We start from the raw sequence: 14,245 nt of genomic DNA, 5'->3' as shown, positions 1-14,245 counted from the left end.
ATATGTTTTTTAAATTTAAAAGTGCAAAATCCACAGAAAAAGTTACCCCTAATAAGAATAAATTTAAATTTCTAAATTTGAATTTATTTAATAGGGTGGTGATCTTTTGTGGATAACTGCAAAATATGAATTTAAATTCAAATACAGCAAATCCAAACCAAGATGGTATCTTGTTTTGTTGATAAATATGTATATAAGGTGTGTATATATTAAAAGTTCTAATAAAAATAGACAATTACTTTGTGTATAACTTTTAAAGCTATATATTGCACTGAATTATGACTGTGATAAAAAGAAGAGAAGAGATTAAAAATTTGGGTTAAATACAAAACTTTCTTGGTTTTTCATTGACAGCGTAAACATTGCACAATAAAATCGCGGACCTTTATAGAAAGATCATTTTTGGGAGTTTCAATATGAAACGTACTTTCCAACCATCTGAATTAAAGCGTAAACGCGTTCATGGTTTCCGTGCTCGTATGGCAACTAAAGCTGGTCGTCAAGTATTAGCTCGTCGTCGTGCAAAAGGTCGTCATAGCTTAACTGTTTAATACTGTTACGCTGACCAGACTTGGGTGTGATGACACTTTACAGTTTTAGCACAGACGTGCGAATACGCTGTGCTGCAGATTATAAAAGTGTATTTGATGGTGCGCTTTTTAAAGTGCATCAACCCCATTTTTTATTTCTTGCAAAATTAACCGAACAGCCTAAAAGCCGTTTGGGTATTGTTGTTGCTAAGAAAAAAGTGCGCCGAGCGCATGAAAGAAATCGAATAAAACGTCTTGCTCGTGAGAGCTTTCGTCTACATCAGCCGAATTTTGGATCAGACATAGATGTTGTGGTGATGCCGAAAGTTGGTATAGAAACGATTACGAATGCTGAGCTATATCAACAATTAGACTTTGCTTGGCAAAAATTACAGCGCTTAGCAAAAAAACATTCTAAAGTTGGCACAACCTCGCAGAATTAAGAGATAGCCAATGGTCCGTTTTCTACGTTGGTTGATTCGACTGTATCAAATTGCGATTAGTCCGCTTCTTGGACCCCGTTGTCGTTATATCCCGACTTGTTCCCAATATGCGATAGAAGCATTGCAAACTCATGGTGCGATAAAAGGCGTTTGGTTATCTTCTAAACGGATTTGTCGTTGTCATCCGTGGGGAGGATCTGGATATGATCCGGTACCGCCAAAAGCAATTCGTTTTATTTCGTTTCATCAAATAGATTCTCAAACGCATCATGTTGCTGTACCCTTTCGTGATCGTTTACTGAAGCAAAATCTCTCTAACCATTTGGGGTAATAGATATGCAACAATGGGCCAGGTTTGCAATTCTCGGGGCCATGTTTGTCACCGCATATTTGCTCATTTTGGCTTGGCAAAAAGATTATGGAAATGCTGCAACTGCTCCGCAACAACAAGCGGCAGCTGTAAGTTCGCATGAAGTATCTGCTGATTTGCCAAATGCTAAAAATGCAACAGTGGCTTCCGATGTGCCACAAGCAAATATTGCGCAGTCACAAACCACAGATGCAACTGCACCTGTGAATCAACAGCTTATTTCAGTACAAACTGACCTTTACCATATTTGGATTAATCCAAAAGGTGGTGATATTGTTCGTATTGAATTACTCTCACACGACAAAAGCAAAGACAGCGATCAACCTTTTGTTATGCTTGAAAATGATGCCAAGCGTACATATGTTGCTCAATCTGGCTTAATTGGTTTGAATGGACCAGATAGTAGTCGTGGTGGTCGTCCATTATATGCTGTTGAAAAGACATCATATACTTTGGCTGATGCTAAAGGTGTACAGGACCAAAAGGGTCAATCTGAAAAAGTTTTAAACGTTCCGATGGTATTTAAAACACCTGAAGGCGTTGAAATTATTAAAACTTTTACCTTTACTCAAGGTCAATATCCAATTGTTGTAAAACATCAAGTAATTAACCGTAGCCAACAAAGCTGGCAAGGTCAGATGTTTGGACAATTAAAGCGCGATAATTCTGAAGATCCAGGTAAATCTTCTCAAGGTATTTTCACTCTAGGAACTTTCTTAGGTGGAGCTTGGGGAACGCCTGATGCACATTACAACAAGCTTAAATTTGCTAATTTCTCAGAAGAAAAAGTAAATACTGAAGCGAAAGGTGGATGGGTTGCGATTGTTCAGCATTATTTTGTAAGTGCTTGGATTCCTGGAAACCTTAAGCTGACTCAAGCTAATGGTCAGCCTTATGTAGCTAAGCTTGAATCTCGTCAATCTGCTGATCACATGAATATCATTGGTTTTACCTCACCAGTGATTAATGTTCCAGCAGGCACTTCAATGGAAGTGGATGCAAAACTTTATTCAGGTCCGAAAGTACAATCTGAATTAAAAGATTTAGCTGTTGGTTTAAATCAGACTGTTGATTATGGTTGGTTATGGCCGATTGCTAAACTCTTGTTCTTAGGTCTTCAATTCTTCCATAGCATTGTGGGCAACTGGGGATGGTCAATCATCTTGCTTACCATTATGGTGAAGATGATCTTGTGGCCTTTATCTTCAAAAAGTTATCGTTCTATGGCGAAAATGCGTGTGATTGCACCAGAAATGCAACGCATGAAAGAAGAGTTCGGTGAAGACCGTATGCGCTTCTCGCAAGAAATGATGGCTTTATACAAGCGTGAACAAGTAAATCCACTTTCAGGTTGTTTACCATTGTTGCTACAAATGCCAATTTTCCTTGCTTTGTACTGGGTACTCATGGAAAGTGTGGAATTACGTCACGCACCATGGTTAGGTTGGATTCAAGACTTGTCAGCAATGGATCCTTGGTTCATCTTGCCGTTAATCATGGGTGCTACCATGTTTGCACAGCAAATGTTGAACCCGCAACCGGCTGATCCAATGCAGGCAAAAGTGTTCCGCATTATGCCGATTATGTTCACGGTATTTATGTTGTTCTTCCCTGCCGGTCTCGTACTGTACTGGATTGTGAACAACAGTATTACTATTTTACAGCAGTCGTTTATTAATAAGAGCGTTGAGAAAAGTCGTATCAATAAGACTGAATCAGCTTCTTAATCGTTGAACTTTTGCTGAATAAATCCGCTTAAGATGGTAATCTTAGGCGGATTTTTCTTTGGCTGGATTTTAGGTTTTTAGGTGAATAATATGCAAAGTCAAACCACGATTGCCGCAATTGCAACGCCACCTGGGCGTGGTGGTGTGGGCGTGATTCGCCTATCTGGACCTAAGGCTTATGAAATTGCTCAAAACCTGACACAAAAAAACTTGCCTGAAGCGCGTATGGCGGGTTTCCGTAAATTTTATGATGCTGATGGCAGCATTATGGATGAAGGGATTGTTCTATGCTTTCCCAATCCTCACTCGTTTACAGGTGAAGATGTTGTAGAGCTACAAGGCCACGGCGGTCCAGTCATCCAAAATGCCTTGCTTGGGCGTCTATTTGAGCTTGGTGCAATTGCTGCAAAAGCCGGCGAATTTTCCATGCGTGCTTTTGAAAATGGCAAGATGGACTTGGTACAAGCGGAAGCGATTGCCGACTTGATTGATGCGACTTCGCAAGCTGCGGCACGCTCTGCGGTTCGCTCTTTACAAGGCGCTTTTTCAACAAAAATTAATACTGTTTTAGAAAAACTGATTCATTTACGCTTGCATGTTGAAGCAGCAATTGATTTTCCTGAAGAAGAAATCGATTTCTTGGCAGATGGCAAAATTTTAGCTTTACTTGAAGATGTTCAGCAGTCGGTACATGCTGTTCAAACCTCTGCACGACAAGGGCAATTACTCCGTGAAGGTTTGCAAGTCGTTATTGCGGGTAAACCAAATGCGGGTAAGTCGAGCTTGTTAAATGCACTTGCTGGTGTTGAGCGTGCAATTGTGACAGATATTGCTGGTACAACTCGTGATGTTTTACATGAAAAAATTAGCTTAAATGGTCTACCAATCACCTTAACAGATACTGCGGGTCTTCGTGAAACAGGTGACATCGTTGAAAAAGAAGGGATTCGTCGTGCAATCAAAGAAATTGAACAAGCTGATTTGTTATTGCTGGTTTATGATTTAAACCAAGGTGATGACCCATTAAAACTCGCTCAAGAGTATTTTGCGGAACATATTGAACCGCGTCGTTTAATGTTAATTGGTAATAAATGCGATTTAACTGGTCAATTAGCTGAAATAAGTGATTTTCAAGGTTTCCGTCATATAACTGTTTCTGCAAAACAAGAGATGGGCGTACAAGGCCTCGTAGACGCGATTACAGCGCATGCAGGCTTCCACCCTGAGGAAGACACCTTTATTGCAAGAACACGTCATTTAGACGCAATGAAGCGCACGCAGCTCTATCTTTCAGAAGCACGTGAGCAACTTGTTGAGTTTAACGCAGGTGAACTGGTTGCTGAGTCACTACGTCTTGCCCAAAATGCTTTAGGTGAAATTACTGGTGACTTTAGTGCCGATGACTTATTAGGCAAGATTTTTGGTTCATTCTGTATTGGAAAATAATTACAAAATTCTGAATGATGCACATCGCTGTGTCATTCAGTCACCTCGTTAACCGTATCTTTTTAGAACCTTTAAAAACTCATCTAGCTCATTTTGATCAACTTGTGCGTCTTTGAGCACGTGATGATGTAAATGCTGTTCCATTAATTCACTCATCAAACCGTTTATTGCCCCTTTAATTGCAGCAACTTGTTGTAGTATTTCTATGCATGAAATATCTGGCTGTTCAACAGCATGCTCAATGCTGTTGATTTGTCCTTTTAGTCGTTTTACACGATTAAGTATTTTTTTATCCTGACCAATGTGACTCATCTGTGTTCTCTTGTATAATTCAATATACTGGTAGGGAGTATATTGGGTTTAAATATTATGCAGGATCATAGTGTATCACGTCATCATCAACATCAGTTTGATGAAGGAAATCCACTTGCACAAAAACGTATTTTGATTGCAACGATTTTAACGGCATCAATGATGGTGTTAGAAATATTCGGTGGATGGTTTTTCAATTCAATGGCACTACTGGCTGATGGTTGGCATATGAGTTCCCATATGTTGGCTCTCGGTTTAGCTTATTTTGCCTATCGCGCGGCTCGTCATTACTCCAAAGATCGTCGGTTTAGTTTCGGAACGTGGAAAATCGAGATTTTAGCGGGTTATAGCAGTGCAATTTTGTTGATGGTTGTCGCCATTTTTATGGCGTTTCAGTCGATACAACGTTTATTTAGTCCAGTTGAAATTTTTTATAATGAAGCGATTCCGATTGCAATTTTAGGTTTGGTCATTAACTTGATTTGCGCATGGTTACTTCACGATGATGGGCACCATCACCATCACCATCACCATCACCATCACCATCACCATCATGAGCATGGACATCACCACCACGATTTAAACCAAAAAGCTGCTTTTTTACATGTAGTTGCAGATGCTGTCACCTCCGTTTTTGCAATTATTGCGCTTTGTGCGGGTAAATATTTCGGTTGGGATTTTTTAGATGCGCTTTTAGGGATTTTAGGTGCTATTTTGGTTGCAAAATGGTCTCTTGGGTTAATGAAAGAGACAGGAAAAACCCTTTTAGATGCAGAAATGGACCATCCTGTGGTTGAAGAAATTCGTGAAGTGATTGCTGAATTTCCTAAAAATATTGAAATTACGGATATTCATGTCTGGAAAGTCGCGAAAGGTAAGTTTTCTTGTATTTTGGCACTCGAAACTGATGATATTTCTTTAACTGCAGATCAGATTCGTCATGCTTTATCCATTCATGATGAAATTGTGCATATATCGGTAGAAATTAATACTCTAAAACCTATTTATGTTCCACGTGAAACATTGGCATAAATGAGTGGAAGTTTGGTTATAACTCGGTAATCAGTTCTGTTTTAAAAAGCTGAACTGATTAAAATGATCTCCTCTCCTACCTATGAGTCAGTTTTATGCTTAAAAAATTAGGAATATTGGCGTTATTTAGCCTAACTGCAAGTGTGAGTTTCGCTAATGTAGATACTGTTAGGGAAAATATTAAAAAACAATATCCTAATTTGAAAATTAGCAATATTCAGAAAACTGAAATGCCCGGGCTATATAGCGCTAATCTTGATCAGCAAATCATTTATGTTGGTGAAGATGGGCAACATATGTTTGTAGGCTCTATGATTCGGTTAAAAGACCAGAAGAACTTAACTAAAGATCTAGTTTTAGGACAAAACTCAATTGATTGGAAACAACTGCCTTTAAAAGATGCGATTAAAACAGTCAAAGGTAATGGCCAACATGTTTTAGCAGTATTTTCTGATCCAAATTGTCCTTATTGTAAGCAGCTTGAACCTGAACTCGATAAGCTTAAAAATGTGACTATTTATACGTTCATCTATCCTTTAAAACCTCAGTCTATTGTGGTTTCTAGACAAGTTTGGTGTGCACCAAATCAATCTTACTCATGGAAAAAACTGATTCAGCAAGGTGTTAAACCAACAGTTACAAGCTGTGCAAACCCAATTGACCGTAATTTGGAATTAGGAAAAAAACTCGGCTTTAACGGCACCCCTACCCTAATTTTTGCGAATGGTTTCAAACTGGTTGGCGCACGCTCTGCTGAAGAAATTCAGGCCGTATGGAAAGAGTTAGGTCTTTAAAATAAATTAAAAAAAGCACCATAAGGTGCTTTTCTTATAAATGAATTAAGGTTTAGCTTTTTCGTGCAATCAAGTTGTAGATAAAAAGAATAACGATGGCACCAATCACGGATGCGATAAAGCCTGCAGCTGAGTTTTCGCCGTAAAGTCCAAGTAAACGACCACCATAAGTAGCTAGAAGTGAACCTGCAATACCAATCAAGGTCGTTACGATGAAACCTGCTTTATCATCCCCAGGATGCAAAGCACGAGCGATTAAGCCAGCAAAGAAACCAACTACAATAGCAACAATAAGTGACCACATATTTGTTCTCCAGTTGTTTTTTTGATGAAGTTAATGATTTTGCTTCATATTCTATCGTGCGGTAGAGCTGTCTATTTTGTCTGTAGCAGATTGCGAATTTTTGTGTCTTTTTTGTTCAAAGCTAAGGCTTTATATAAAAAAATAGCACCTTGCGGTGCTATTTCTCTGAAATTTATAAACCAATTTCACCAATAAATGGCAAGTGGCGATATTTCTGGTCGTAGTCTAAGCCGTAACCCACAATGAATCTGTCTTCAACTTCAAAACCTAAAAATTTCACTTCAAGATCAATTTCACGGCGAGATGGTTTACTCACTAATGTGCAGAGTTGAATTGAATTTGGCTCGCGAGTTTGCAACATTTCAACGACTTTGCTTAAGGTATTGCCTGAGTCGATAATGTCTTCAACAACCAATACATCTTTACCGCGAATTTCACCGTCAAGATCTTTTAAGATTTTGACATCTCGACTTGAAGTCGTACCGCCGCCGTAGCTAGACACTGTCATGAAGTCGAGTTCATGCGGTTTAGTAATTGTACGGCACAAGTCTGCCATGAAAATAACAGAACCACGAAGTAGTCCAATAAGAACTAATTCTTTATCACTATTTGCATAGTGAGCGTTAATTTGCTCGCCGAGCTCTTTGACTTTTGCTTGAATTTCTTCGGTTGAAATCATGATGCTCATTGCAACAGTCATGGCAGATTCCTACAAGATATAAAAGAAAAAATAAAAAAGGTGTTGACCTGCAACACCTCGAAAATCTGAGTTAATGGTAAAATTTTAAAGCAAAATGACGTTTCATGCACCCTTTGATGGCTGTGAAATTTTATCATTTTGCGGATTATGTCGATCACGCTTTAATGCAAGAGCACATATTCCAAATAATAACAAAAACTTAACAATGCCTTTTTTATTTGGCTGTTTCTTTTTGATAAGCACGGTTTCCATAAATATAAGTCGCCTCAATATTACGGTCATCACCTAAAGTGAATAATGCAAACAGTGAGTCTTCAACAGATTTGGATTTAGACTGGCGAAGTTCCTGTAATGCTGTTGGCTTGAGATTCAGTACCACAAAGTCTGCTTCTTTACCGACATTGAAGTTGCCTAACTGATCTTGTAAATCAAGCGCTTTTGCTCCACCTAAAGTTGCATGATAGAGCGCTTCATAAGCTGAAAGTTTATCACCTTGTAACTGCTGAACCTTATAAGCTTCGTTAACGGTTTGCAGCAAACTAAATGATGTACCAGCACCGATATCTGTCCCTAAGCCTACTTTCACTTGTTTTTCCCAAGTTTTTTTCAGTGGAAATAAACCACTGCCTAAGAACAGGTTTGACGTTGGGCAAAATGCAATAGCCGATTGTGTATCATGCATACATTGCCATTCTTGATCTTCTAAGTGAACGCAATGAGCAAATACAGAACGTTTACCAGTCAGGCCATAATGTTGATAAACATCTAAATAGCCTGCTTGTTCTGGAAATAAAGATTTCACCCAAGCGATTTCATCTTTGTTTTCACTTAAATGGGTATGTAAATAAACATCTGGAAATTCTTGTTTTAACTGCCCTGCTCTTTCTAACTGTTCAGGTGTAGACGTTGGTGCAAAACGTGGAGTAATCGCATAGAGAGCACGGCCCTTACCATGCCATTTCTCAATCAGTGCTTTGGTGTCGCTGTAAGCTGTTTCTGGCGTATCACAAAGCGCTTCAGGTGCATGGCGGTCCATGAGTACCTTACCAGCAATTAAACGCATCTGAACGTGTTCTGCGGTTTCAAATAAGGCATCAACAGACTCGGGGTGAACTGTACAGAAAACGAGGGCCGTGGTTGTACCGTGTTTCAGTAGCTCTTGAACAAAGAACTGAGCAATTTCACTTGCATATGCTTTATCCTGAAACTGGATTTCAGTTGGGAAAGTATAAGTATTGAGCCAACTTAAAAGTTGTTCACCATATGCTCCAACCATTTCGGTTTGGGGAAAGTGAATATGGGTATCAATAAAGCCGGGTACAATCAATTGTTCTGGATAATGTTGAATCTTAACCCCAGCAGGTAGATGCTGTTGAGCGTCTTCCCATGCACCAAACCATTTGATTTTTCCATGTTCACTAACCAATACACCATCTTCCAAATAACGCACTTGATTTGGAATATCAGTTGGCTCAGAGACAGTTTGCTGGATATCTAAAAAACGACCACGCACAACGGTGGTATTTGCGATCAATGACATGGAAAGCCTTTATATTTTCACTTTTTTCGATTGATTGTACCCCAGTTAGCTAATATTTAAACGGTATAACGTTTACTTAGTCCCCATTCAGCCAAAATCCGTCGATAGGTTGTTGATGAACGGTCTGCTTCAAAATGTGCTTCCATCATTAAATCAAGCGGCAGTTCTTCTGGCTTTTGTGATTCGACCATGTCTTGATCTTCGGCAAAAATTTGGGCATTAAATGCATATACCTTTTCTAAATCGCCTGTTTGGTCAAAGTTACGGGTGAGTGGAACAAATAAACGGGTTTTATTGCTTGAAATAGGGCAACAGGCATTCAAGATTTTTAAGACCCCGCCTTCTGGAAAATCGACCGTGAGCACGGCTGAAAAAGGTGGATAGACATCAAAGGTACGCTTCCATGAAAAGCCTTCTGGTTCGAGATGTTTTAGTTCATGCGGATAGTTACTGACGTTGCTGATATAGACCGTTTTTAAGCCATAGTTGGTACGTTCAGTGTGATATTTAGGGACGATGGGATTATCCCGATTCGCAAAGGCATTGTGATGTACCCACGCAAAATGAGCGACATCGATAAATCCTTCAAGTTGACGTCCACTAGAACCACCAATATCGACGAAAGGCGGTAAAATCGCTTGATGCTCTGCGTGGTCCCAAGTATCTAATATAGGAATATTGGCTTTAGCAATATCACGACCATGAATACTGGTCCAAATGAGACCATATCTTTGTACAACTGGAAATTTGGTCAGAGAAAAACGATCAGAAATTTTAGTCAGTTCGGGCTGAGCTGGTATTTGGGTGCATTTCCCTTCGCTGTTATAGCGTAGGCCATGATAAGGGCACACAATCTCCTCACCATCCACCCAACCTTTGGTTAAAGGCACCCCACGATGTGGACAAATATCTCGAACCAAATGAATTTCCCCACTTTCTGTTTTATATAACGCCATATTGACGTCTAGTAGCGTGACTCGTTGAGGTACAGTAGAGACATCTTGAGTACGTGCGACGGGATACCAGTGGGTAGATAAAATTTCCCAATCTTTTGCTTCAAAACTGCTGTTACACGGCATGGCAAGGGGCGTTAAAGTTGGAATCGCATTCATGGCATCACTCCTTAAAAAAATCAGGGCTCTCGCGAGCCCTTAAAATCTAGGCTTTTTTCTTTTTAAGAGATGCAAAGAGCTTGCCAATATTGATTTTTAATTAAAGAAATAAGAATAAAACTATTAAATTACATAAGATTAAGTTATTATTTTTTTGAATTTTTGTTCTAATTTAGCTTTAAAAACCAAAAATTATTATTCGCTATATATTTAAAATGCACTGATTGACTACGTGGAAGGCACAATAAAAAAGCACCTAAAAAGTGCTTTTTAAAATACCTCTAGGCATTTATTACTCGACAAAATAATGTGCTGCAAAGTGAGCATCATTACCGATAATGTCATAACAATCTTCACGAATAGACATGCCGGCGCATTGATGTCCAACCATCCATAAACCGAGTGTAGGTAGTTGTCCTGAAAATAATGGGGTATCTACCCATTTCTGTGCGACATAACCGTATTTGTCATAGTCATCAAAATAAAAGCTACCAGAAGCCGTACCTTGGTCATGGCCGTCTTGTAAAACTCGAATATTGGCCCCTTCCCTTGCCAAAATCGGCTTTTTCACCCATTTGCCAGACAAAGCTTGTTGCGGGTCATAGGTATGGGTTTCAATCAACAATGGATGGTTTGGGTAACGCTTCCAAAGCTCAACCAAAATTGCTTTATTTGAAAGTAACATTTTCCAGCAGGGTTCAATCCACTGTGTTTGTGGGTGGATATATTGAGAAAATGCTTCTTCCCAGATCCATTCCCATGGGTAGAGCTTAAATATGTTTTGAATGGGCTGATTATGGAGATCAACAAAATCTTGCCCGTTCCAACCTATGTTTTCCATAGAAAGCTCGGAAACCTGTAGATGAGCTTGATAAGCGGTATCCATCAAGTACTCGAGATTTCCCCAGTCCTCCCTTCCAGCCTCCTGACAGGCAGCAAAATGCACATGGCTACCACGCGGTAAAATTGTCTTCCAGCGTTTAATCAGGTCTTCATGAATGCTATTGAATTGATCTCGGTTTGCAATGCCTGAGACTTGTTCTATCCATAGCCACTGCGCGACAGAGGCTTCGAGTAAGCCAGTCGGCGTGTCGGCGTTATATTCCAGCATTTTGATATTTCGCCCATCGTAAGCGAAATCAAAACGGCCATACAGCATAGGGGCATTTTGTTTCCATGAATGTTCAATATGGTTTATAGCTGTTTCTGGAATTTGAAAATAAGCAGGATAGTCGCCCCGTTGAATGAGGTCTCCTACTACCGATAAACACATCTGATGCAGTTCATTTGCCGCATCTTCCAGTTGTTCAACCTGTTTAAGGGTAAACTCATAAGCAACTCCTTCAGACCAGTAAATTGAGCCATCAAGAGAAGGTAAATTAAAATAATCAAAACCAATATTTTGATGCTCCACTTGCCAGTCTGGTCTTGGAGTAAATATTTTTCTTTTCATATTAAGTGAATGCCTAAAGACTTAGCCGCCGAAAGAAAAACCGCTACGGCCAAAACCACCACGAATTGGGGATGAAAAAGACGAACTTTTCGCTGTGCTTGAAATAATTGGTCGGCCTACACTCAAATTGCTGTAAGGATGTAAGGTATTGCCGCGAAAAGAAACTTCCCGATTATTTCGATAATACGCAGGACCTAAATAGCGACTACCAATATAGCTAGAACCATGTCCACTGGAGCTATTTTCTTGTTTACATGTTTCATTATTCCAGTCGCGAGCACAGTCATATTGGTTGTTATATACGTCTTGTACTAAAGGACCATCATTATGGCTACATGCCGTGAGTAATAGAGGGACAATGACAAGATTAATTTTTTTAGAACGCATGAGACTCCACACATTTTAATAAGTATGTTCGGCATAAAATACCGAATAGCTGTTATCTATTATGTTTCTGATTAGGAAAGATAAATTTTAAGTTGGCATATAATATTAATCTGTTTTTTTAAAGTACAGTCTATTTTTAAAATTTAGATAACAAGGCATCTCACGTGTAGATGCCTTGTTGTGATGAATTAAGACTGCAATTGCTTTTTGCTGTGTCGTAGAGAAAGGTAAGCAGTGATTGCTAACACTATTACGATAAAGCTTAACGAGATCCAGATTGGCATGTGGAATACATCAAGCAACAACATTTTCGCACCAATGAACAATAAGATGATGCCTAAGCCGTATGGTAAGTAATGCAATTTAGTCGCAGCGCCAGCAAGCAAAAAGAACATTGCGCGTAAACCTAAAATTGCCATTAAGTTCGCCGTTAAAACAATAAACGGGTCGCTAGTTACCGCGAAAATAGCAGGAATAGAATCTACTGCGAAAATCACGTCTGAAGCTTCAACCAAAATCAAAACTAGAAATAACGGCGTTGCCCACAATAAACCGTTTTGACGTACAAAGAATTTGTCACCTTCAAGCTGTGGTGTAATACGCATATGGTTACGTAACCATTTTAAGAGCTTGATATCTTCAATATTGGTTTCTTCATCTTGGCCTTTTAAGAACTTAAAGCCTGTATATACCAAGAACGCACCGAAGATATAAAGTACCCAAGAAAATTCTTGAACGAACCATGCACCAATAAAAATAAAGAGGGTACGTAGTACGATTGCACCTAATACGCCGTAGAGCAAAATTTTACGTTGTAGTGCAGCTGGAATAGCAAACGCTGCGAAAATCATTAACCAGACGAAAACGTTGTCAATTGCGAGGGACTTTTCGAGTAAGTAACCCGCAAAGTATTCCATAGTTTTTTGGTTTGCTAAGGTCACCCCAACTGTTTGTTGTAGGTAAAGCCATAAACCACCACCAAATAGGGCTGCGACGCTTACCCACGCCACACTCCAGTAAGCAGCTTGCTTAATTGAGACATCCTGACCTTGCTTTTGTTTAAAGCCTAAAAAGTCAATCAGGAGCATGACAATGACAATGCCAAAGAATGCTATGTACAGCCATAAATTGCCGATCGATTCCATAAATCCTCCATACATCCGGCAATTGGGCATAAAAAAACCTCGACCAGTTGCCAGATGAATTAAACATCTGTATCAACATGATCAAGGTCTTGCCTACACCATGAATTTCACGATGCTCAGATACCGACTTTTTAATAAAAGCGTATTGACGATATCTGACACATAACATTGCTGTTATGTTTGGAGGAGGCTACTCCCCTTGTCAAACTAAATTCTTTTTTGGATAAAACATATCCAAGTCCACATAGAATGGCAGATTTTTTTGTATTACGCAACTGAACTTAATGTCGTGGTTTGAATGCAAAAAAAGATCTATAGGTTATTTAATCAAACCGCGGTCTAAAAGTGGTTTGCAGATAATCTGATAAATATGAATACAGAATGCCGTCAAACTTGTACCGTAAGCATTCCAGAAGTAATAACCTGATGTATTGACTAGTAGTGCGACAATAAAAGCCCCTAACATGTCTAAAGGGAAATGCACACCTAAATAAATACGTGACCACGCCACTACAAATGATAAAAATAAAAGGATAATTCCAATTATTTTGCGCTGAGCAAACAAATAAGATAAAGCAATGGTGCTGAAAATCAGCATATGATTACTTGGAAAAGATGCTGTTGGCGCATGTTCAATAAAAGTCGTACCCACACCCATGACAAACGGTCTTGAGTGATGGTAAAACAGAGAAATAACGTAACCGACTAAAAGTGATACGCAGGTTAAAAAGACAGATTTAATGACCCTATTTTTTAAATCTTGATCGCCATAAAACCATAAAAATGTAAGGATGAATAAGAGAATATAGAGGAGATCATTAGCAAAAAAGATAGCAAGACGAATGATAAATTGACTCGCATCCTGAGCCCCATTAATCACATGGAATAAGCTAAGGTTGAGTGTTTCTAAAGACATTCATATTCCAAACAAGAACAAAAAACGTGGGCTA

The 14,245-nt window shown here is 39.2% G+C and carries 16 protein-coding genes; 7 read left to right on the top strand and 9 right to left on the bottom strand.

Annotated elements, in window-relative coordinates:
* Nucleotides 1-416 precede the first annotated feature (416 nt).
* From rpmH to mnmE, 5 genes are all read left to right on the top strand, one after another.
* Entirely contained in the window at nt 417-551 is a 135-nt protein-coding gene (gene rpmH, locus F928_RS04245) for a 50S ribosomal protein L34 (RefSeq protein WP_000831329.1), read from the top strand.
* A 29-nt stretch (nt 552-580) separates the two neighbouring features.
* On the top strand, nt 581-973 hold the full coding sequence (gene rnpA / locus F928_RS04240) for a ribonuclease P protein component (RefSeq protein ID WP_005063921.1): 393 nt from the start codon (nt 581-583) through the stop codon (nt 971-973).
* 10 nt (nt 974-983) lie between these two features.
* Nucleotides 984-1,304 carry a membrane protein insertion efficiency factor YidD gene (yidD, locus tag F928_RS04235; protein WP_003656027.1) on the top strand — a complete coding sequence of 107 codons (321 nt, stop codon included), beginning with the start codon at nt 984-986 and terminating at the stop codon, nt 1,302-1,304.
* Between the two features lie 5 nt (nt 1,305-1,309).
* Nucleotides 1,310-3,070, top strand: a complete 1,761-nt coding sequence (gene yidC / locus F928_RS04230) for a membrane protein insertase YidC (RefSeq protein ID WP_002115440.1) — start codon at nt 1,310-1,312, stop codon at nt 3,068-3,070.
* 90 nt (nt 3,071-3,160) lie between these two features.
* On the top strand, nt 3,161-4,516 hold the full coding sequence (gene mnmE, locus F928_RS04225) for a tRNA uridine-5-carboxymethylaminomethyl(34) synthesis GTPase MnmE (RefSeq protein ID WP_002115495.1): 1,356 nt from the start codon (nt 3,161-3,163) through the stop codon (nt 4,514-4,516).
* Between the two features lie 48 nt (nt 4,517-4,564).
* Here mnmE and F928_RS04220 read toward each other — a convergent pair whose 3' ends face one another.
* Nucleotides 4,565-4,828 (bottom strand): metal/formaldehyde-sensitive transcriptional repressor, encoded by a 264-nt coding sequence (locus tag F928_RS04220; RefSeq protein WP_002115414.1) that lies wholly within the window; start codon nt 4,826-4,828, stop codon nt 4,565-4,567.
* 42 nt (nt 4,829-4,870) lie between these two features.
* Between F928_RS04220 and dmeF the strand changes: the two genes are divergently transcribed.
* Together dmeF and F928_RS04210 are read left to right on the top strand one after the other, a co-directional pair.
* Complete coding sequence (gene dmeF, locus F928_RS04215; protein ID WP_016805950.1) at nt 4,871-5,860, top strand: CDF family Co(II)/Ni(II) efflux transporter DmeF; 990 nt, start codon at nt 4,871-4,873, stop codon at nt 5,858-5,860.
* A gap of 95 nt (nt 5,861-5,955) precedes the next feature.
* Nucleotides 5,956-6,654, top strand: coding sequence for a DsbC family protein (locus F928_RS04210; protein WP_002115455.1), 699 nt, complete (start codon nt 5,956-5,958; stop codon nt 6,652-6,654).
* A gap of 52 nt (nt 6,655-6,706) precedes the next feature.
* Here the strand turns inward: F928_RS04210 and F928_RS04205 are convergent, their stop codons facing one another.
* The 8 genes from F928_RS04205 to F928_RS04165 all read right to left on the bottom strand — a co-directional run bounded on the left by F928_RS04205 (nt 6,707) and on the right by F928_RS04165 (nt 14,211).
* On the bottom strand, nt 6,707-6,958 hold the full coding sequence (locus F928_RS04205) for a GlsB/YeaQ/YmgE family stress response membrane protein (protein ID WP_002115476.1): 252 nt from the start codon (nt 6,956-6,958) through the stop codon (nt 6,707-6,709).
* Between the two features lie 172 nt (nt 6,959-7,130).
* Complete coding sequence (hpt, locus tag F928_RS04200; protein WP_002115408.1) at nt 7,131-7,658, bottom strand: hypoxanthine phosphoribosyltransferase; 528 nt, start codon at nt 7,656-7,658, stop codon at nt 7,131-7,133.
* 214 nt (nt 7,659-7,872) lie between these two features.
* Complete coding sequence (gene guaD, locus F928_RS04190; RefSeq protein WP_002115505.1) at nt 7,873-9,198, bottom strand: guanine deaminase; 1,326 nt, start codon at nt 9,196-9,198, stop codon at nt 7,873-7,875.
* A 56-nt stretch (nt 9,199-9,254) separates the two neighbouring features.
* Entirely contained in the window at nt 9,255-10,310 is a 1,056-nt protein-coding gene (locus F928_RS04185; RefSeq protein ID WP_002115438.1) for an aromatic ring-hydroxylating oxygenase subunit alpha, read from the bottom strand.
* A 292-nt stretch (nt 10,311-10,602) separates the two neighbouring features.
* On the bottom strand, nt 10,603-11,763 hold the full coding sequence (locus F928_RS04180) for a glutathionylspermidine synthase family protein (RefSeq protein ID WP_002115486.1): 1,161 nt from the start codon (nt 11,761-11,763) through the stop codon (nt 10,603-10,605).
* Nucleotides 11,764-11,784: 21 nt separating this feature from the next.
* The gene (locus tag F928_RS04175; protein ID WP_002115435.1) at nt 11,785-12,150 is read right to left on the bottom strand and encodes a hypothetical protein; all 366 of its coding nucleotides are present in this window, start codon (nt 12,148-12,150) and stop codon (nt 11,785-11,787) included.
* Between the two features lie 188 nt (nt 12,151-12,338).
* On the bottom strand, nt 12,339-13,295 hold the full coding sequence (gene terC, locus F928_RS04170) for a TerC family protein (RefSeq protein ID WP_002115411.1): 957 nt from the start codon (nt 13,293-13,295) through the stop codon (nt 12,339-12,341).
* A 319-nt stretch (nt 13,296-13,614) separates the two neighbouring features.
* The gene (locus F928_RS04165) at nt 13,615-14,211 is read right to left on the bottom strand and encodes an undecaprenyl-diphosphatase (protein ID WP_002115468.1); all 597 of its coding nucleotides are present in this window, start codon (nt 14,209-14,211) and stop codon (nt 13,615-13,617) included.
* Between the last annotated feature and the right edge of the window lie 34 nt (nt 14,212-14,245).

It is taken from the genome of Acinetobacter pittii ATCC 19004 = CIP 70.29 (assembly GCF_000369045.1).
Taxonomy (GTDB): domain Bacteria; phylum Pseudomonadota; class Gammaproteobacteria; order Pseudomonadales; family Moraxellaceae; genus Acinetobacter; species Acinetobacter pittii.
The sequence above is the reverse complement of the archived record's forward strand: the minus strand, read 5'-3'. Positions and strand labels throughout refer to the sequence as shown.